The sequence below is a fragment of the Pseudomonas sp. 10C3 genome (assembly GCF_036346185.1).
Taxonomy (GTDB): domain Bacteria; phylum Pseudomonadota; class Gammaproteobacteria; order Pseudomonadales; family Pseudomonadaceae; genus Aquipseudomonas.
The window spans coordinates 139,830-157,697 of the sequence record NZ_JASJVE010000013.1 but is presented as its reverse complement, the minus strand read 5'-3'; the positions used below and the strand labels follow the sequence as shown (position 1 = coordinate 157,697).

General features: G+C 55.1%; 15 protein-coding genes and 5 pseudogenes. 16 read left to right on the top strand and 4 right to left on the bottom strand.

What is annotated here, in order from left to right; genetic code table 11:
• The first annotated feature begins 4 nt into the window (after nt 1-4).
• The 7 genes and pseudogenes from QN399_RS14630 to QN399_RS14600 all read left to right on the top strand — a co-directional run.
• Complete coding sequence (locus QN399_RS14630) at nt 5-271, top strand: hypothetical protein (RefSeq protein ID WP_322178736.1); 267 nt, start codon at nt 5-7, stop codon at nt 269-271.
• Between the two features lie 54 nt (nt 272-325).
• Nucleotides 326-1,354, top strand: a complete 1,029-nt coding sequence (moaA, locus tag QN399_RS14625; RefSeq protein WP_322178737.1) for a GTP 3',8-cyclase MoaA — start codon at nt 326-328, stop codon at nt 1,352-1,354.
• A gap of 146 nt (nt 1,355-1,500) precedes the next feature.
• On the top strand, nt 1,501-1,821 hold the full coding sequence (locus QN399_RS14620) for a non-heme iron oxygenase ferredoxin subunit (RefSeq protein ID WP_322178738.1): 321 nt from the start codon (nt 1,501-1,503) through the stop codon (nt 1,819-1,821).
• 28 nt (nt 1,822-1,849) lie between these two features.
• Nucleotides 1,850-2,854, top strand: coding sequence for a lipoyl synthase (lipA, locus tag QN399_RS14615; protein WP_322178739.1), 1,005 nt, complete (start codon nt 1,850-1,852; stop codon nt 2,852-2,854).
• Between the two features lie 57 nt (nt 2,855-2,911).
• Nucleotides 2,912-3,262 (top strand): iron-sulfur cluster insertion protein ErpA, encoded by a 351-nt coding sequence (gene erpA, locus QN399_RS14610; protein WP_322178740.1) that lies wholly within the window; start codon nt 2,912-2,914, stop codon nt 3,260-3,262.
• A complete protein-coding gene (locus tag QN399_RS14605) occupies nt 3,232-3,639 on the top strand; it encodes a group II truncated hemoglobin (protein ID WP_322178741.1) in 408 nt (135 codons plus the stop codon). The genes erpA and QN399_RS14605 overlap by 31 nt, the downstream gene beginning before the upstream one ends.
• A 666-nt stretch (nt 3,640-4,305) precedes the next feature.
• Nucleotides 4,306-5,085 (top strand): annotated as a pseudogene (locus QN399_RS14600) (reverse transcriptase N-terminal domain-containing protein); the annotation flags it as partial.
• A 26-nt stretch (nt 5,086-5,111) separates the two neighbouring features.
• Here QN399_RS14600 and QN399_RS14595 read toward each other — a convergent pair.
• A complete protein-coding gene (locus QN399_RS14595) occupies nt 5,112-6,635 on the bottom strand; it encodes an IS3 family transposase (RefSeq protein WP_322178742.1) in 1,524 nt (507 codons plus the stop codon).
• A 353-nt stretch (nt 6,636-6,988) separates the two neighbouring features.
• Between QN399_RS14595 and QN399_RS14590 the strand changes: the two genes are divergently transcribed.
• The 9 genes and pseudogenes from QN399_RS14590 to QN399_RS14550 all read left to right on the top strand — a co-directional run.
• Nucleotides 6,989-7,450 (top strand): DUF6392 family protein, encoded by a 462-nt coding sequence (locus tag QN399_RS14590; protein WP_323569458.1) that lies wholly within the window; start codon nt 6,989-6,991, stop codon nt 7,448-7,450.
• Between the two features lie 47 nt (nt 7,451-7,497).
• The gene (locus tag QN399_RS14585) at nt 7,498-8,037 is read left to right on the top strand and encodes an NADP oxidoreductase (RefSeq protein ID WP_323569459.1); all 540 of its coding nucleotides are present in this window, start codon (nt 7,498-7,500) and stop codon (nt 8,035-8,037) included.
• A gap of 120 nt (nt 8,038-8,157) precedes the next feature.
• Nucleotides 8,158-10,026 carry a DUF1302 domain-containing protein gene (locus tag QN399_RS14580; RefSeq protein ID WP_322178745.1) on the top strand — a complete coding sequence of 623 codons (1,869 nt, stop codon included), beginning with the start codon at nt 8,158-8,160 and terminating at the stop codon, nt 10,024-10,026.
• A 27-nt stretch (nt 10,027-10,053) separates the two neighbouring features.
• The gene (locus QN399_RS14575; RefSeq protein ID WP_322178746.1) at nt 10,054-11,418 is read left to right on the top strand and encodes a DUF1329 domain-containing protein; all 1,365 of its coding nucleotides are present in this window, start codon (nt 10,054-10,056) and stop codon (nt 11,416-11,418) included.
• Nucleotides 11,419-11,521: 103 nt separating this feature from the next.
• Nucleotides 11,522-12,484, top strand: coding sequence for an NAD(P)-dependent oxidoreductase (locus QN399_RS14570; protein WP_322178747.1), 963 nt, complete (start codon nt 11,522-11,524; stop codon nt 12,482-12,484).
• 17 nt (nt 12,485-12,501) lie between these two features.
• Complete coding sequence (locus QN399_RS14565) at nt 12,502-13,005, top strand: GNAT family N-acetyltransferase (RefSeq protein ID WP_322178748.1); 504 nt, start codon at nt 12,502-12,504, stop codon at nt 13,003-13,005.
• A gap of 188 nt (nt 13,006-13,193) precedes the next feature.
• The gene (locus tag QN399_RS14560; protein ID WP_322178749.1) at nt 13,194-14,231 is read left to right on the top strand and encodes a group II intron maturase-specific domain-containing protein; all 1,038 of its coding nucleotides are present in this window, start codon (nt 13,194-13,196) and stop codon (nt 14,229-14,231) included.
• A 104-nt stretch (nt 14,232-14,335) separates the two neighbouring features.
• Nucleotides 14,336-14,557 (top strand): annotated as a pseudogene (locus QN399_RS14555) (transposase domain-containing protein); the annotation flags it as partial.
• Nucleotides 14,558-14,793: 236 nt separating this feature from the next.
• Nucleotides 14,794-15,216 (top strand): annotated as a pseudogene (locus QN399_RS14550) (IS630 family transposase); the annotation flags it as partial.
• Nucleotides 15,217-15,229: 13 nt separating this feature from the next.
• Here QN399_RS14550 and QN399_RS14545 read toward each other — a convergent pair.
• From QN399_RS14545 to QN399_RS14535, 3 genes and pseudogenes are all read right to left on the bottom strand, one after another.
• Nucleotides 15,230-15,526, bottom strand: a pseudogene (locus tag QN399_RS14545) (hydrolase or metal-binding protein); the annotation flags it as partial.
• A gap of 26 nt (nt 15,527-15,552) precedes the next feature.
• Complete coding sequence (locus QN399_RS14540) at nt 15,553-16,947, bottom strand: tyrosine-type recombinase/integrase (protein ID WP_322178785.1); 1,395 nt, start codon at nt 16,945-16,947, stop codon at nt 15,553-15,555.
• A 418-nt stretch (nt 16,948-17,365) separates the two neighbouring features.
• A pseudogene (locus tag QN399_RS14535) lies at nt 17,366-17,823 on the bottom strand (OprD family outer membrane porin); the annotation flags it as partial.
• Nucleotides 17,824-17,868: the final 45 nt, after the last annotated feature.

The window sequence follows — 17,868 nt, the reverse complement described above, 5'->3', positions numbered from 1 at the left end:
AAAAATGACTAATGAACTCGGATGGGAAGAACTCGCATCGCTGAACACCATTCATCAGGTCACCGAGGCGCTGGAGCAGTTCATGGTCGCAAGGGTCATCAGCAAGGCGTGCGGCGGCTTGCCAGCGCCGGGCTTCTTCGGCTGCGCAACGCGGCTCGGACGCTTCGCCGGTAATGCAGTGGGGCCGCAAGCCAGGGTGTTTCATGCAGTCGAGATCAACCCAGCGCTCGCCTTGTGGGCGCCGCCGAGCGACTCCCGAGTGAGAGGGTAAAGACGTATGACCTCTCATTCGAGACAGTCTGCGGAGCAAAGTCGACCTCTACTCGTGCCCGGCGGCACGCTTGCGGACACACGCGGCCGGCTGTTGCGCGACCTGCGGATTTCGGTTACAGATCGTTGCAATTTTCGCTGCACCTACTGCATGCCCAAGGCAGTGTTCGGCAAAGAATACAAATTCTTGCCTAAAACCGAGCTGTTGAGCTTCCAGGAAATCTCGCGCATGGCGCACCTGTTCGCTGCGCACGGCGTCGAGAAACTCCGCCTCACCGGCGGCGAACCCCTGCTGCGCAAAAACATCGAGGTTTTGATCGAGATGCTGGCCGCCATCAAGACGCATGACGGAAAACTATTGGATCTGACCCTCACCACCAACGCCTCGCTGCTATCCAAACAAGCCCGCGCGCTCAAGGCAGCAGGCCTGCAGCGCATCAGCGTCTCGCTCGATTCGCTCGATGAAGCGGTGTTTCGCGCTATGAATGACGTCGATTTTCCGGTGAGCGATGTATTGAAGGGCATAGACGCTGCGCACGCCGCAGGTTTTGCCTCCATCAAGATCAACATGGTGGTGAAGAAAGGTGTCAACGATCAGGATGTGGTTGCGATGGCGCGGCGTTTCAAGGGTAGCGGCCACATCGTGCGCTTCATCGAATTCATGGATGTGGGTGCCTCCAACGGCTGGCGCATGAACGATGTCGTGCCCTCGGCCGAGATTGTGCGCATGATCAGCGCCGAGATGCCGCTCATCGAAGCCGAACCCCACTACATCGGTGAAGTCGCCGAGCGCTGGGCCTATGCGGATGGCAGCGGCGAAATCGGCGTCATCTCCAGCGTGACGCAAGCCTTTTGTGCCACCTGCACCCGCGCCCGGCTCTCGACCGATGGCAAGCTGTACACCTGCCTGTTCGCGCAGTCCGGCCATGATTTGCGCGCGCTCATGCGTTCGGGCAAGAGCGACGAGCAGATTGCCGCTGCCATAGGCTTGATCTGGAATCAGCGCGAAGACAGGTATTCAGAAATTCGCACAGAAGAGACTGCGCGGACGAAGAAAATCGAGATGTCTTATATCGGCGGCTGAAAATTTAATGCGCACCAAACCTGAGTTCGCCCACGCCGCCCGATCCGATTCGGCGTTACGAGGGAGCGGATCTCTTATGACACAAGGTCGTACCGAACACGCAATGTGGCGGGGTCGGTGTATGAATGAAGGAATGCAATGAATGAATGAATGAATGGATCACGGTAGCACGGACCGAAGAGGTCGGGCCAGGCGAGCGGCGGGTTATAGATGTGGATGACACGCAGATCATTGTATTTAACCTCGCCGGCCAGTATTACGCCATCGAAGACGTCTGCACCCATGATGGTGGACAGCTCACGGGCGGCACCGTCGAAGGCGACCAGATCGTTTGCCCGCGGCACGGTGCACGTTTTTGCATCCGCACCGGCGCGGCATTGTCTGCGCCAGCTTACGACCCGACCCGCACCTTCCCGGTACGCATCGAAAACAGCGAGATTCAGGTGCGCGACGATCGCTGGGATTGATAACTAAATTAGTGAGGGCACCAGTAACATGACCACCGAAACCATCACCTTTAGAAATATTGTATCTGTACTGCCGCATCCATCCGAGACCAATCATCTCCATAATCGGCCGGACCAGCAAAGAGGCTCGCAGAAGACCAAGCGGAACGAAGTCCTTCTAGGCGAAAGATTGCCAAAGCCAAGCTGGATCCGCGCCAAGGCCCCCTCATCGTCGGGCCGCTACAGCGACATCAAGGACATCGTACGCACCAACGCACTGGTGACCGTATGCTCAGAGGCATCCTGCCCCAATATTGGCGAATGTTGGAGCAAAGGCACCGCGACCTTCATGATTATGGGCGACAAATGCACGCGGCGCTGTCGGTTTTGCAACGTGAGCACTGGCCGCCCCGACTCACTCGACGCCAACGAACCGGAACGGCTCGCCAAGACCATTGCGTTAATGAAACTCAATTACGTGGTCATTACCTCGGTTGATCGCGATGATTTGCGCGACGGCGGCGCCAGCCATTTTGTCGAATGTATCCGTCAGATCCGCGCGCAGTCACCCAACACGCGCATCGAAATCCTGACGCCCGACTTCGGTGGTCGGCTCGACCTGGCGCTGGAAATCCTCAGCAGCGCTCCGCCCGACGTCTTGAACCACAACATCGAAACCGTGCCGCGCCTATACAAGGAAGCGCGTCCCGGCGCCGATTTTCAAAATTCACTCAACCTGTTGCAACATTTCAAGGATAGGCATGCAGGCATACCGACCAAGTCCGGAATCATGGTTGGGCTGGGCGAGACGGATGCCGAACTCTTGCAAGTGATGCGCGACCTGCGCGCGCACGGCGTCACTATGTTGACCATTGGCCAATACCTGCGGCCGTCCGGCGGCCACCTGCCGGTGCGCCGCTACGTGGCCCCGGACACTTTTAAGATGTATGAGCAAGAAGCTTACAATATGGGATTTGTGAACGCTGCGTGCGGCCCGATGGTGCGCAGTTCATACCATGCCGATGAGCAGGCAGCCAGAGCAGGAGTAGTCTGATGATCGATACAAGCTCAGCATTAGCGGTTTAATTTTAATATTTACTTGGAGCAACAAATGAATGCAATTGTTGAAATGCCAGCACCGGTCATTTTTAGTGATAATGCAGCAACGAAAGTCGCCCAATTAATTGAGGAAGAAGGAAATGCGGACTTGAAGCTGCGCGTATTTGTGCAAGGAGGTGGTTGCTCAGGGTTTCAGTACGGATTCTCTTTTGACGAAGTAGTCAATGAAGATGATACGACGATGGTTAAAAATGGCGTTCAATTACTCATCGATTCTATGAGTTACCAGTACCTGGTCGGCGCAGAAATCGACTACAAGAATGACCTGGAAGGGGCACAATTCGTCATCAAAAATCCGGGCGCGACGTCAACTTGCGGCTGCGGATCTTCTTTTTCAGTCTGATTTTAAAAGTGACGACGCACTACAACCGAATCGGGGGTGCTGAAAAGGTACGCGCGCTGGTCACGCGCTTCAACCAGATCATGGACGAACTGCCGGAGTCCTATGGCATTCGTCATCTGCACCCTGAAAACTTGCAAGGCTCACAGGAAAAACTGTTCAAATATCTGTGTGGCTGGATGGGCGAACCAGCGCTTTATGTGCAGGAATATGGCGATCCCATGCTGCGCCGGCGCCACCTGCCTTTTTCCATCAGTGAGTCCGAACGCGACCAATGGCTACTTTGCATGGACAGCGCACTCCATGAGGAGGTGGAAAACACCATTCTGTGCCAAGAGTTATCGGAGGGGTTTGGGGAGCAACGGAACCGTGCGACCTGAGGTCGTCTGAATTTCTGTTTTACTGGAGAGTTTTCTCCTGATAAAACCGGTTGTTCCATCAACCGTTTCCTACCTGGACATGCGGGGCCGGTAACAGCTCGGTGTGAAGCTCTGGGGACAATGTACCCGCCGATTTTCGGTACGCCTACCCGCGAGGGGAAGCGGAATCTACCAGCACAAAGGCGGTGAGGGGCTAGGAACGAGCGGCTACGACCAACATATGTGAACCTCTGTTAAACGTCGTCATGCTCAACAAGCCAAATGTGCTGACAGGCTTGAACCAAAACGGTACGCGGCCAGGTATGAACCCCTTGATTCCTGGGTCATCATGGACAGCAGGCCGCCGGCGAATAGGAGGGGGCCGCCCCGCTCAGAAATTCAGACGGAACAGGGTAAGCCCGTAGTGCCGCCGGAAACGGCAGGTGGACCGCAAGGAACGCTGTGGGTGCTGCGGGTAGAGGAATACGGAAAAAGCGAAGGCCTGCCTGTAATGGGCGGGATACGGGCTGAAATATTGCTCGACGCGAAAGTGGGCAGACTTCCGTAGGGTCATTCATGGCGAGAGAACTTGATTAATCGTAACTCGAAGGAAAGCAGATGACGGCTATTGGTAGCACTGTGAAAGCAGCGGCGATCGGTACTGGTGCGCCTTCGCACGCTGAAAGGATGTGGCTTCAGGCAAACTGGGGCCTCATCAAAGAAGACGTGAAACGACTCCAAGGGCGTATCGCTAAGGCAACAATGGAAGGCCGGTGGGGCAAGGTGAAAGCCTTGCAACACCTGTTGACCCACTCGCACAGCGGCAAGATGTTAGCCGTCAAACGAGTGACAGAAAATCGTGGCAAGAGAACGCCGGGTGTCGATGGCAAAATCTGGGCGACCCCGGCGGCCAAGTGGAACGGGATGGAGTCAATGCGACATCGCAGCTACCGGGCGTTGCCGCTTCGACGTATTTACATCCCCAAGAGCAATGGCCAGAAGCGTCCGCTGGGAATTCCCCGCATGCTCTGCAGATCGATGCAGGCACTGTGGAAGCTGGCTCTGGAACCTGTTTCAGAAAGCTTAGCGGATCCAAACTCTTATGGGTTTCGACCCAGCCGTTCGACCGCCGACGCCATCGAATATTGTTTCATCACGCTGGCCAAACGTAAGTCGCCAGTGTGGGTACTTGAGGGTGATATCCGTGGCTGCTTCGATAACTTTAGCCACGAATGGATGCTCAAGAATATACCGATGGATAAGACGATCCTGCGGCGATGGCTTCAGGCTGGGTTTATCGATGAAGGAACTCTGTTTGCGACGCAGGCCGGTACCCCGCAGGGGGGAATCATTTCACCGGTGATCGCAAACATGGCGTTAGACGGACTGGAAGCGGCAGTGCATGCCAGCGTGGGACCGACGAAACGCGCGCGTGAAAAGTCCAAGATAAACGTCGTCAGATATGCGGGGATGCGGACAAAAACTTGGACTGGTTATGCCGCGAAGCCTAGGCTTTCACGATACTCAATGGGACTGAGCGCGCCGAGGGAAATCTTTATACGTTTTTCGTTGTACCGGCGAATGTATGAATCCAAGGCCTGAATGAACTGCTCGATGCTCGTTGACTGCCAGTTGCGAGGATAGAACAGCTCCGTTTTCAGTCGGCCGAAGAAACCTTCACAAGCCGCGTTGTCTGGTGAGCAGCCTTTGCGCGACATCGAACGAATCAGCTTCGCATCAGCGATGCGCGATAACCAGCCGGGCCAGCGGTAGTGAGCGCCATGATCGGAGTGAACAACAGGCCGTTTATCGTTGCTGGCCACCGTTTCGATAGCGGCATCCAGCATCGTGTTCACAAGCTCGGCGTCGGGACGCGTGCCGATCGACCAACTGATTACCTTCCCATCGAAGTAGTCGATCATGGGGGACAGGTACACCTTGCCGGCCGGGATCTGGAACTCCGAGATGTCGGTCAGCCATTTCTCATTCGGAGCTAGGGCCGTGAAGTCGCGGTTGAGGAGGTTTTCCGGCGCCGGACTGATCTCCCCGAGGTAGGAACTGTATCGACGCCGTTTCGGCTTGGCGACGACTAGGCTCTCCTGCTTCATCAAGCGCTGCACCACCTTCTCTGAAAGGCGCACACGCTGCCTGCTCAACGAAGCTCGCATCCGACGGTAGCCATAGCAACGATGATTGCGCTCGAATATGTCCGCCATGGCACGACGCACTTCGGTGTACTTTTCCGCGACCTGCATTCGGGCTCGATGATAGAAATAGGAACTTCGGGCCAAGCCCAACGCGTCAAGCAGCTCTAGCAAGGAGTACCTCTGCCTAAGGGCATCAGCCAGCAATGTCTTCTCCCGATTGGTCAGGACTTGCCGGTTGATGCCCGTCTCTTTTTTTATGAGTTCATTCGCCCTCATCAACAGGTCATGTTCAAGCTGCAAACGGCGAACATCGAGCTGGAGAGATTCGAGTTGCCGCTGCAACTCCTCTCGTTCCGGTGACGATGAGGGTTCAAGTCGACACTTCATGGATGGGGATACCTCTGGGCCGAGTAGCTGTTTTTTCCAGTTGTACAAGGTCGGCCTGCACACGCCCAGCTTTTGAGCCAGGGCTTTCGCACTTTCTTTTCGCGTGCACAGCGCGATGACCGCTGGCGGCCGGGCTAACCCGTCTGATCGACCGACAACACGCGTATGCAACTCGGGGTGCATTTCGTAAATCCAGGCACGCAACGAATCCCGCGCGGGGTAGCCCAACGCCTTGATGGTAGCGGCGATGTTGCGACCGTATTCGAGATAGTGCCCGACAGCCTTTTCCCTTTGGGCCAGTGAGTACTTCGACTTCGAGTTCTCGCAGCCACGCGGCAGGTCGAGGCATCGCTCGTACTCTGCGTGCCAGCTCTTCAAAGAGTTCTTCGTCGGGTAGCCCAACTGACGAATAGTTGCCCCGGTTCGCTTGCCCAGTTTGATGTAGAGCTTGACCGCTCGGATACGGTCTTCGTATGAATACATGAACTACCTCCAGGTAGTCCAAGATTTCCGCCGCATCCCCTGTGGGTCAAATTTGCATCAGCAACAACAGTCCTAGAGCTAACTCGCTCCGCTATGTGTGTCAAACCAGCTCCTGACCGGCATCAGTATGTGTCAATACTTAGTGTCGAGTTTGACAGTCAACTTATGGTTGCCGATATAGCTGTTATAGCCAGGGATGCCGGGCGGTTTGGCAGTGTCAATGTAAGGAATGTAAGGTGATACCAAGCCTTACCTACTGGAAGAAGGCTTTACCGACGAGCAGATCGAAACGGCACGCACCGACCTGCACAACCTCCATCAGGAACAAGGCTGGTATTGATATGAACGCAGCAATGATTGATGACCTGGTGAAAAGTCTCGGACGCGCTTACCCCGAACTGATCGCATCCGGAATGTATCTTCCAGGCGGCCCGCCAAAAGGTATTTTTGAGGACAGCGACACCTTATCAAGGTCGCCTGAGCCGGGTATCGAGCTGGGATTCTGGGCCAGCAATCAACGGTTTGAAACTCTATTTATTAGCTTGCAGGAAAGCTTCGAAGGAGAGCCAACTTACAAAGGCAAGCTGCCCTACGAACTTAAAAACCGAATGAATCAGGGGGGAATACGATCCCAGTACGGAGAGCCTTTTGAATCAAGAGCACCTTTCAAGCTGCCCATTCGCGGCATGACAGGAGGGTCTGATACCTATCGTTTTCCGAGCATACCCAAAGGGACTCAGGCGGTTTTTAAATACAACGCCGAAATGGACGTGGAAATGGTGGTGTTCCGACTGAGCGAAAAATCACACGCCTAGCACCTGGATGCGACCTTTTTGTCCGAGGGGTGCCGCTGACCAGCACCATGATTTCGGTGGGATGCAAAATTGGTAGTGCCGCGGACGCATCCCGGTTCGGCGATATCGTGCTGGTTGCCATTCCGTTTTCTGCCTATCAAGACATCGATCCCACGCCGCTGGTAGGCAAAGTCGTGCTCGACGCCAACAACTATTACCCCCAGCGCGACGGCAACGTCGACGCACTCGACACCCAGTCCACTACCACCAGTGAGCTGGTTGCAAAACACTTGGAAGGAGCCCGGATCGTGAAGGCTTTCAACGCCATCCTTGAGCGCGATATCGAATCCGGTGCACAGGAGGCGGGCACGCCAGGACGCCGTGCGCTGCCGATTGCGGGGGACGATAAAGAGGCAAAACAGGTCGTCGCCGACCTCATTGACCAACTCGGTTTTGATGTTCTGGACGCAGGCCCTCTGGCCGAGGGTTGGCGTTTCGAACGCGCTCGCCCGGCATATTGTGTGTCGTTGACGCTGGATGAGCTCAAGGAGGCGCTGATCAATGCGGGCACCCGTGTAGCCGAAGGCTCGTGGCGTGAAAAAAGCTGATTCTCAAAAGCCTTTCTGAACCCTGTAAACACTTAGCCATAGACGCAAAACAGACAACTGATCCGGCCACCAAACGTGGCCGTTTATAACAAAAATAATATCGATAATCAGGAGTGCCGAATGACAACGACAATACGGCCTGACACGTTTCCTACGCGCACGCTGGCCATCGCGATAGCGGTAGGCATGACCGCACCGGCTTACGCGGTCAGTTTCGACATGGGAGACATTCAGGGCCAATTTGACTCATCACTGTCGTTGGGCGCCAGTCGGGGCACCTCGGCGATCAACAAGAGTTTGGTCGGTATCAATAACGGCGGCAAAGCATTCTCAGCAACTGGCGACGATGGCCGTCTGAACTTCAAGCGCGGCGACGCTTTTTCGAAAATATTCAAAGGCATCCACGACCTTGAACTCAAGTATGGCGATACCGGCGTCTTTGTTCGGGGCAAGTACTGGTACGACTTTGAGCTGGAGGACGGCGACCGCGATTTCAAATCCATCAGCAATGATCACCGTGATGAAGGTGCCAAGTCTTCCGGTGGGGAAATTCTCGATGCTTTTGTTTATCACAACTACAGCATCACCGATTTACCCGGCAGCGTGCGCGCCGGTAAGCAGGTGGTCAGTTGGGGCGAAAGTACCTTCATTGGCAACTCGATCAACAGTATCAACCCGATCGACGTCTCGGCGTTTCGGCGGCCGGGTGCGGAGATCAAGGAAGGCCTGATTCCGGTCAACATGCTGTACCTGTCTCAAGGGGTGACTGACAAGCTCAGCGTCGAAGGTTTTTATCAGCTGAATTGGGAAAAAACAGTCCTGGACAACTGCGGTACATTCTTCTCATCCACCGATGTCGCGGCACGGGGTTGTAACGCCAACAACCGTGTTGGCAGCCCAGCCATCGCGCCCCTTGAGCCGATCGCCAATGCGGTTGGACTGGGTTTCAACGTCAACAGTGAAGGCGTGGAGATCCCACGGGGCAGCGACAACGACCCGCGCAACGCCGGGCAGTTCGGTTTGGTCTTGCGCTGGCAGGGCGACAACACCGAGTACGACGCGTACTACATGAACTACCACAGCCGAACGCCGTTTATCTCCACGCGCACCGCGTCGGGTGTACTGGCCAAGGCGGGCGCATTGGCCAGCGGGGTCTGTGCCAGCCAACTGCTGCCGGCTAACTGCCTGACCAATCCTGGCATTCCGGCGGCGGCGCGTGCTCAGCTCGCCAGTGCTACCAGCTCATTGCTGCAAAGCGCGACGTTGGGCAATGACAGTTACTTCCTCGAATACCCTGAAGATATTCACCTGTACGGCCTGAGTTTCGCCACCACATTGCCCGAGGGCACGGCGTGGTCGGGTGAGTTCAGCTATCGGCCCAACGCACCCCTGCAAATCAACCCCACTGACATGACTCGCGCCACCCTGAACCCCTTGACCGGAGGCACGGCGTCACCTGTCGCCTCGACCGAAGGCGCTTACAACCGGGGTTATAACCGCAAGCAGATCTATCAGGCCCAGACCACGTTCACCCACTTCTTCGATCAAGTCATGGGCGCGGAGCGCTTCACGTTGGTAGGTGAGGCTGCGTTTACCTACGTCGGTGGTCTGGAGAGTACCGACAAAATGCGCTACGGCCGTGACCCTGCCTACGGCAGCCCGGATGATCCGACGCAATTGGCCGAGTACGGCACCAGCGGTTTTGTGACCGCCAGTTCGTGGGGATACCGGATGCGCGGGATCTGGGATTACAACAACGTGTTTGCGGGGATCAACCTCAAACCCAATGTGTCCTGGTCCCAAGATGTGCATGGCTATGGGCCGAACGGCCTGTTCAATCAGGGCGCCAAGGCCCTCAGTTTTGGTGTCGATGCCGATTACAAGAACACCTATACGGCCAACCTGTCTTACACCGATTTCTCCGGGGGTGAATACAACTCGCTCATCGATCGCGACTTTCTATCTCTCAGTTTCGGCGTGAATTTCTAAGACGCACTTCAGTCAATGAGGACGCATATGCACCTGCACACAACAATAAAAATGCTCAGCGCACTGACGCTGGTCGCCAGTAGCGCAATGGCTGCCGTTCCTGCCAGTGAAGTCGCAAAGCTGGGCACCACACTGACACCCATCGGCGCGGAAAAAGCCGGCAATTCCGATGGCAGCATTCCCGCCTGGACCGGTGGCTTGCCGCTCAACGCGGCGCCGGTCACCGACGGTTTTGTGGGCGATCCGTTTCCCAATGAAAAACCGCTGTTCACCATCACGGCGCAAAACGCCCTGCAATACAAAGACAAGCTTACCGCCGGCCAGTTGGCGATGTTTCAACGCTATCCGCAGACTTATCACCTGCCGATATTCGTGACCCATCGAACGGCTGCTCTACCCCAGAAAATCTATGATGCCGCCAAAATCAGTGCCGCCAAAACAGGGCTTCTCGAAGGTGGCAGTGGCCTCAGTAACTTCACGGACAGTCGCTATTACGCGTTCCCGATTCCGCAAAACGGACTTGAAGTGATCTGGAATCACATCACCCGTTATCGCGGTGGGTCCCTCAAACGCAGCATTGTGCAGGCAACGCCGCAAGCCGGCGGCGATTACCAATTGGTCACTTTTGAAGATGAAGTGGCAATGCCTGAAAGCCTTCCTGATCTTGATCCGGAAATGGCGAAAAACATCCTCTATCTCTATAAGCAAAAAATAACGTCCCCGGCGCGTCTGGCCGGAGGCGTTTCGCTGGTCCACGAAACCATCGACCAGGTGAAGGTGCCGCGTATGGCCTGGGTCTACAACGCTGGCCAGCGTCGGGTTCGTCGGGCGCCACAAATTGGTTATGACAGTCCAGGCACTGCCGCCGATGGCCTGCGAACTTCAGACAACCTCGATATGTTCAACGGCGCACCTGATCGATACGACTGGAAACTGATCGGCAAGCGAGAGGTTTACATCCCCTACAACAATTTTCGCCTGGCTTCGCCCAAGGTGAAGTACGCCGACATTCTCAAGGCAGGGCATATCAACCAGGACCTGACTCGTTACGAACTGCACCGGATATGGGAAGTGGAGGCGACCCTGAAACCGAGTGATCGCAACATCTATGGTAAGCGTCGCTTTTACCTGGATGAGGACACGTGGCAAATCGCCGAATCGGATCTTTACGACGGGCGTGGACAGTTGTGGCGTGTCGGCGAGGCTCAGTCGTACACCCAGTACGACAAGCAAGTGCCGATTTACGCGCTTGAGGCGTTGTGTGACTTGGTCGCCGGCCGCTATATCGCCATTGGCATGAACAACGAGGAAAAAAACTCGGTTCAGTATGGCTTAAAAACCTCGGCCAACGATTTTTCGCCCAACGCGCTGCGCAGCGATGGCGTTCGTTGACAACTGTTTGATGCTTTGACGGGGCGCCCTGTCTGTGGCGCCCGTGTTAGCGAGTGATCACCCGCGCGTATTTAAGCTACTTATAGAAAGAAGGAGAGATAGCATGGCTATTTTGGTAACAGGTGGTAAGGGCTTTATTGGCGCCAGCGTCATCAAGAATCTGGTGGAACGGGGCGAGGAGGTGGTGTGTCTTGAGCTAAAGGATTCACCCGGCAGGCTGGGTGATCTCGCTAGCAAAATCGGTATGGTCGTCGGTGATATAACGGACTACGACTCGATTGCTGCCACGCTCAGTGAGTACAAGATTGATCGTATCGCGCACATGGTGTTTTTCTCGGCCCAAGAGCGCGGTGTCAGTGAACGGCCAGAGCAAGCCGATCAGTTATATAAGCAGCAAATGATCATGAATACCGGCACCTTTCATCTGTTTGAGGCGGCCAGGCTGGCGGGTGTCAAACGCGTCGTGTTCCCCAGTTCAGTGCAATACCATGGGCTGGAAAAACCGTGGACGATTCCTGGCCCCATCACCGAAGAATCACCGGCATTGCCTTCTACGACTTATGGGATCGGCAAGCACTTGTGTGAGCACCTGGCCCACGAATACAACCGTCTATTGAAGACAGACATCGTCAGTTTTCGTATTCCCGGTGTGTATGGACCGGGTGTCAAAGTGGGCGCGCGCGGGGTGAATCTGATAGGTACGCAGGGCGGCATGGGGTTACCAGTTAACTTCCCCTATTCATCTGAGCAACACATCGTACTGGCCCATGTCGATGACATTGCTGAAGTGTTTGCCAAGGCGTTATTGGCGCCGACGTTGCCGCATGAGGTTTACCAGATTGGTGGGCGTTATGTTTCGTTCGGGGAGCTTGCGGATATCGGCCGATCGCTGATGCCCGGGATGCAGATCAGCTTCAATGAACGCGCGCCTGCAATGCCGGTTCCCGCCATCGACAGCAGCCGCATGGAGCGCGAGCTGGATATCCAGCACCGAACGCTGGAGGACGGTTATCGAGAGTTGATAGCCCTAACGCGTCAAGAAAACGGTCTGTCTGCGCTTTCTTGATAGCAATGAATATCTCAATGCGAGAGATAAGCGCCGAGCAAACCCTGACGGTGATCAACGCGGTGACTTGGTATGACCAAGGTATTGCGGGTGTTGTGGCCCACGCTGAAGGCGCGGGCACACACTACGGTTTATTCGAGGGGGGTGTGCTGATCAGTGTGATGTCGGTGTTCATCCAGTCCGACAGAGTACAGTTCAGAAAGCTCGCCACCCTTCCAAGCCATCAAGGCCAGGGCTTGACCGAGAGATTGTTGGCTTATGTCATGACCGAGTTGCAGCGCAAAAAAATCACCACGATATGGTGCAACGCGAGGAAAGAGAGGGTACGTCATTACCAATGTTTGGGTATGACCAGTAATGGGCAAGTATTCAGCGAAAACGGCAGGGATTTTGTGGTGATGGAGCGTGTTGGTCAGAGGACACGCGGGCGTAGAGCGCCACCATCACAGTCTCGCTCATTGCTCACCTCGCTTGGCAGCACGAGGCTTTGTCACAGAGGGCTGGGATGGCGACAATTCTGAGGAAGCCCGCGATTCTGTCGGCTTAAGCTGCTCGTAGGCCCTCTCGAGCTGCTCACAAGAGAACCGATTTGGCTCAAAAGCCAGACGAATATGCCAGATACGCGACTTTCGGCTCATGACTGAAGTCTCCCATCAGTGGGGGTAATGCCCTCAATGACGAGAACAATTTCGACGTGGGGGCATCCTGCATGCCTTGGGGCGAAACTGTCCCTGGCAATGCGCAGCCCCCATTTTATCCGAGAGTTTGCTCTGTTGTTGCCGGCGTTATTTCTCCGGTGTTGGCCAACATGACCTTGGATGGTTTGGAAGCGATGCTGGCGAAGAAACTTCCCAATGCAAAGTGGACAGGCCGAAAGATGCGCGTGGTGCGTTATGCAGATGATTTCATCATCACTGGCTGTTCGAAAGAATGGCTGGAGAATGAAGTCAGGCCCGCTTTGGTTGAGTTTCTGGCAGAGCGTGGACTTGTCCTCTCTGCGGAAAAAACCAAAATAACGCACATAGAGGACGGGTTCGACTTCCTCGGATGGAACTTGCGCAAGTACAACGGAAAGCTCCTGATCAAGCCATCGAAAGCAAATATCAGCGCTCACCTAGCCAAGCTCCGGGAAGTGATCAAGACCAACAAGGCGATCAAACAGGTCAATTTGATCAGGCTGCTCAATCCGATTTTACGGGGATGGGCGAACTATCACAGCCACGTGGTCGCCAAGAAAGTCTTCAATCAGGTGGATAGCGAAGTCTGGATAATGCTCTGGCGCTGGGCGGTGAGACGACATCCGCGCAAAGGAACACGGTGGGTCAAGGACAGGTATTTTAAAGTCCGAGGATCGCGCCGCTGGGTGTTCACCACCGTTGAAAAATCCGCAGACGGTAAGGTAAGGGAATACACCTTACTGAAAGAATCGGATACGCCGATAGTGCGGCACATCAAGATCAAGTCTGCTGCCAACTCGCATGACCCCCATTGGGATGAGTATTTCGAGTTCCGATGGGGCAAGAAAATGCTCAAATCAACGAAGGGACGAGCGAAGCTTTATCGCGTCTGGCGACAGCAAGGCGGTCTATGTTCTGTTTGTCATAAGCCCGTTACCAAAGATACGCCGTGGCATAGTCGCCACATCGTAAAGTTGGCCGACGGGGGAACGGACGCCGCAGTCAATCTTGAGATCTATCACCTGCGTTGCCCCAGAGATCAGCAGTACGCCAATGTTCAAGAGGTATAGCCGGGTACTTAACAGTGCCTTTGTAGAGGCTTGAGCCGTGTGCTGGGAAACTCGCATGCACGGTTCTTAGGGGGTTGGACGCGGGTAACCGCGTCTGACTACCCGACAACCAGATTCGGCCGTGGGCGCTAGGTCGCAAGAATTGGCTGTTTGCGGGCTCGCTGCGCAGCGGCAAACGGGCAGCGGCGATCATGAGTTTGATCCAATCGGCGCGGCTCAATGGGCATGATCCGTATGCTTATTTGAAGGGCGTCCTTACGCGCCTGCCGACGCAACGGGCGAGTGAGATTGAAGAGCTGCTACCGCATAAATGGCGTCCGCTTTAATTGCGCAAGACGGGATGCCCGGACGCATACGGACGGCGGGTGTAAATTCGCCTCCTACTCGATTCTGAAGCAATGGATGAGCCTGCCGCTGATCACGCTGGGTGGCATCCCAGTGCCGGAGCTATCCGGGAGACCTTTAGCGTATCGGCACGACGTTGCGGTCCTTGGTTTGATTGATCGCATATGCTAACAGGCTGGCGGTGGCCGCCTTCTGGATATGCTCACTCCACCAGGCCATCATCGGACGGATTACCCAGCGCCATCGAGCCGAGGAGTTTCTGGCTTTTCTGCAACAGATTGACCGCAGCACGCCAGCCGGACTGGATCTGCATGTGATTCTGGATAACAGTTCGACCCATAAAACTGCTGCAATCAAGCAGTGGCTGGAAAAGCACCCGCGTTTCAAATTGCACTTCACACCGACCAGCGCGTCTTGGCTGAACGCCGTGGAAGGTTGGTTTGCGCAGCTGGAAAGACGAGCGTTGTACCGGGCCGCCTTCACCAGCGTCGCCGACCTGAGGGCGGCTATCCGACAATTTATCGAGGCTCACAATGAGCATTCAGCCAAGCCGTTCAAGTGGAATAAAACGGCTGAGGCCATCATTAGCTCGGTACACAAGGCGAAGCTGAGCGTGATAAAAAATAAATTAATGGACTAGCCGCTCAGGCCACTAGTGGGTCATCGTCTCCGATCACTACGTTCAATCGTCCATATGGTTTGCAGGCATTGCCCTTCGCCAGAGAGCAAGCGTCCGGCGAAGGGCAGGGCAGGGACTTGATGCCGTCCTCACACTGGCGTTTACACGTTTCGCCATTGCCTGCGCACAGCGGTAGTCCAGTGTTACGGTCGAACAGGCTGTACTCTGCGCGGAAGTTCAGATCGGGCTCATTGAACAGCACGCGAATAGGAATGTTGCGGATCTTGCCGTTTTGGGATTTACGAATCTCCTCGTCGAGCGGGTGCAGCAACAGGCGCTTCGATTAGAACGGTCGCATTAATTCTCCGTCTCAGCGGAGATCGATATTGGCGCGTGAGGGTTACCCGCTTCAAAGTTTCTGAGTGTTTCCAGGTGCTCGCCAAGTAAATTCCAGGCGGTGGCCATTTCGGTGGCGTAGCTGTGCCGCTGATAGATTCGTTTCATTTTGTTATCTTCAGTGTGATTCAGGCAGCGCTCAGCTACTTCTGGTAATACTCCCAGTGCCGTCATCAGAGTGGCCCCTGTGCGACGTAGGTCGTGCGGTGTCCATTTGCCACTTGGTAGTAGCAGGGATTGGGCTTTGGAGCTGCGCCGGCTCAGAGTCCCTTGTTCAGGCTGGCGTTGACGGTCCCCTAGTTGTTTGGTCACGGTCTTGGAGCTGACAGGGCCGCTGTTATCTGTATTTGGGTAGCACCAGGTTGATTTGCCGTTAATCTGTTGTGTTCGCTTGAACTGGGCAACTGCAAAGTTCGACAGGCTGACGAGATGTGGTTTTCCATTCTTACTGTTTTCGCTGGGAATTAACCAGGTGCGCTGCTCAAGATCGATATGCTCCCATCTGCTGCTCAGCAGCTCACCAATACGACAGCAGGTGGATAGTGCAATCCAGATGGCCGCTTCGGTTGTCACCAGCAGACCGGCTTCCGGAGCTTTTTGGGAAAGGTTGCGTATCTCGTCATCATTTAAGACTCGATCACGCTCGACATCTTTACCGCCAATTTTGGCTTTGCGAATCCCAGCACTGGGATCGTGTTCGATCAGGTCGCGATCTACTGCAAATCGGAACATCTGACGCATAAGGGAGAAGGCTATTTTTGCAGCACGATTGACGCCACGCGAGAGCATTACATCAGTTACTTCTGTGATATGTCCCTTTTTCACGTCAGCTACCGCGATGTTGCCTAGAAAAGGTAGTACATCTTTTTCGAACATTCGGCGCACCTCCGCGCCTCCGTCCTTGCGATTGATCAAATCGACTTTGGCCCAGTGTTCAAATAGTTCAGTAACGCTCTTTCGGGCAGCTTGGCGGGCGAGCTCGGTTGCTGCAGTAGCTTTCTCAGCATTTAGCTGTGCCACCTTAGCGTCGCGGGCAGCGATACGTGCGGCTTCTTCGGACTCAAGATGTTCACGGATATTTTTGATGCCTGTTTTGTGCAGGCTCGCGAGTTCCATTGCTCTTTGTCGTGCATCCGACAGAGTCATGGTAGCGGCATCGTCCCCCGGACCATACGTACCAATTGGCAGAGCGTATCGCTTGCCTGCCTCGTTTGTGTATTGGAAATAGAAAAGGCGATCCCCGGCCGGGGTGATTCGCGCCAAAAGGGAGCCATGGCCCCAAATTGCTACTTCACTCATCCATTTATGAGTGTGGCCAGGCTTCGCCTTCATCGCCTTATCTGTGAGATTGGCCACGGTTATATCCTTGGTAGTGAATTGGTAGTGAATTGAGAGGAGCTTTAAGCGGATGATAGCGGATGCCAATGGACGTATGTAAGAGGATTGTCCAGTAATTTCAAGGGGGTAAGCTGTAAGCTTGGATTTTGTAGGGCTCTATTGGACGGTTATTCACCTTTATGGGGTGCTAGGGGTCGAGTGTTCGAATCACTCCGTCCCGACCATATAATTCAAAGGGTTGCGAGATTTTATCTCGCGACCCTTTTTTATTTTTGGTCGTTTTTACCCCTACAAAACGACTGGCTCTGGGTGGAATCCTCAGCTGATTCCAAGGTCGGTGTTTGTTCCGGGCAGGGCTTTGGTCCAGCTTGATAAGTGAGCTGGATCGACGATTTCGACCACGCTAATGCAGCGCGATCCAGCGGTAAGAGCCTCCTCAGAAGCGATGCTCATCGCTGTCCCGTTGCGTGGACACTCCGGTGCGCAGTGAGGCGTGGCGCAGGGCAATCTCAGGTCCTTCAGCGGGCCCTACTGGACCACGTAGCTCACGGTCAGGTTACGTTCCCACTCACTTTTGTCGCCAGTGGGAGTACGTATGTTTGAGTCGCTTTCGTACATGCCCAGGAAACTCGGGCCGGGAATCCCGACTTTCGCAAAGTCATAGCTATGGCGAGCCAGCCAAGTGGTTTCCCCGGCGCGCTGGAACTTGCCGATCATCGATTCAGTCATGAAGCAGGCGGTCGAGCCGTCGCCCTGGCTCAATCAGACTGCATCGCTGTCGCCGCTGACTTGTTGCAGGCCGGCGGCGAAGGTGGGGCCGTTCACCAGGTAGGTGAATTGCGCGCTGCTCAGGCGACTGTCGACCTTGCCTTTGGTGACACCGTCGCCGTAGTAGTACTGCAAGGTCATGTCTTTGGTCGCTCTGTAATTCACGCACTG